The organism is Sulfurovum sp. bin170 (genome assembly GCF_010892395.1).
GTDB lineage: Bacteria > Campylobacterota > Campylobacteria > Campylobacterales > Sulfurovaceae > UBA1140.
The window spans coordinates 1-1,624 of the sequence record NZ_JAACKB010000192.1; the positions used below are offsets into that span (position 1 = coordinate 1).

Annotated in this window: 2 protein-coding genes; both read left to right on the plus strand. The window is 35.1% G+C overall.

Features of this window, described 5'->3' with window-relative positions:
- Nucleotides 1-31 precede the first annotated feature (31 nt).
- A complete protein-coding gene (locus tag GSY74_RS04515; RefSeq protein ID WP_164663915.1) occupies nucleotides 32-463 on the plus strand; it encodes a hypothetical protein in 432 nt (143 codons plus the stop codon).
- Nucleotides 464-1,189, plus strand: a complete 726-nt coding sequence (locus GSY74_RS04520; protein ID WP_255494541.1) for a metal-dependent hydrolase — start codon at nucleotides 464-466, stop codon at nucleotides 1,187-1,189. It begins immediately after the preceding gene.
- Nucleotides 1,190-1,624: the final 435 nt, after the last annotated feature.

Here is a 1,624-nt window from a genome sequence, read left to right on the forward strand (position 1 = left end):
GACTTTATAGAGTTCTATTGCATAATTAGATATGAAAAAAATAGTAAAAAAAACAATAATAATAACGACAACAGCACTATTTACAGCTTGTGTTCCAACACAAGGACCACAGCCAACAAAAGAGAGACCAACAATGGGAACTCCTATTCGGACTGTACAGTATGGTTACCCTCCAAGAGACTATCGAAGTAAGATAAAAAACTATTTTGCAAACAGGATAAAAAGAGCAGATTTTGCAAACTATACATTCTCTACTCCACAACGGGCATACAAACGAAAAGGTTTAGCTTATGGTGGTGACATCGCTTGGAGAGGGTGGATGGTAGATGTTGCCATAGAGACAGAGAGCAGAACAGGACGGATGCAGAAATCCAAACCATATATGATACTATTTAAGAATTCTGTAATTGTCGAGGATATTTTAGGCAGTGAGCATAAACTTCTCACCAAAGTTAAAAACTAGATGGCAAATTTCAATACACACTTTGTTGTAGCATCAGGGGCAAGTGCAGTAGTTAGTGGTACTATGCTCTCTATGGAGGTGATTGCACCTACAGAGTCGGTTATGGCATTTGCTTTGGGTACTTTTGGTGGTTTGATGCCAGATATAGATTCTGACCACTCCAAATCTATAGGTATAGGATTCACAGTCCTCTCTCTACTTATTACGATACTCTCTGTTTTTCTCAAATCGTCTACCTATTCGATTATTGAGATGTTGATTATGGCAGGTGTGGTCTTTTGGGCTGTTCGTTTTGGTCTGATTGGAGTATTTCGAAAAATATCAAAACACCGTGGAATGTTTCACTCCATTCCTGTAGCGTTTATTTGGGGGGTTGTTACGGCTATTGTGATGCACCTCTTTTTGGGATTGGACGCTCTACTCTCTTGGGTCTATGGGATAATGATAACTTGGGGATATATGGTACATCTGATTTTGGATGAGATATATAGTGTGGATTTGAGAAATAGACGAGTAAAAAAATCTTCTGGTACGGCTCTGAAATTTTTTAAATTGAAAACACAAACCGACAAGATACAAAATGGACTTATCTATCTATCTCTGTTTCTACTTATCTCTGTAGCCCCTGATAGTTCACTGGTTCAAGAGGCACTATTTAGTTCAGATGCATTTAAAAACTTCATGGATGTGTTATTGCCTTATGATGGAAAATGGTTTTTTCATTAAAGTATGTTTTAAGTAATAGCTTCAAATGTTATCTATTTATTATATAGGGAGAATGTTAAGTATAAAAAGTATGAAGCTAATACTACATGAGAGCCAAAAGGGGGAAAAAGGGGGAAAATTTGACTCTCACACTGTTATTATAGCAAAAAAATTGTGTTTAAACTGTGGAGTAGAAAAATAATTAGATAAAAGTTTAATTTATTTTCTATATTTAAACTTTAAGAAATGTATCCTATTCTAGGATGTTAAATTACTTTTTTAATATAATATATAATAACATTAGTCAAGATATAGAAGAAGTTCAATATGCTCTTTCCATAAAACCCTTTATCCCCTCAAAATACCCCTTATCCAAATGAATATCATTATGTCCTCTACCATCAAGATACAACGCTTCAACTTTTGAGCTAACAAAGGCATCATAGAGTTTTTGGC

Excerpts from the sequence above, each read along its gene's own strand:
- GSY74_RS04515 (WP_164663915.1), top strand. The coding sequence starts at position 32 with ATGAAAAAAATAGTAAAAAAAACAATAATAATAACGACAACAGCACTA.
- GSY74_RS04520 (WP_255494541.1), top strand. The coding sequence starts at position 464 with ATGGCAAATTTCAATACACACTTTGTTGTAGCATCAGGGGCAAGTGCA.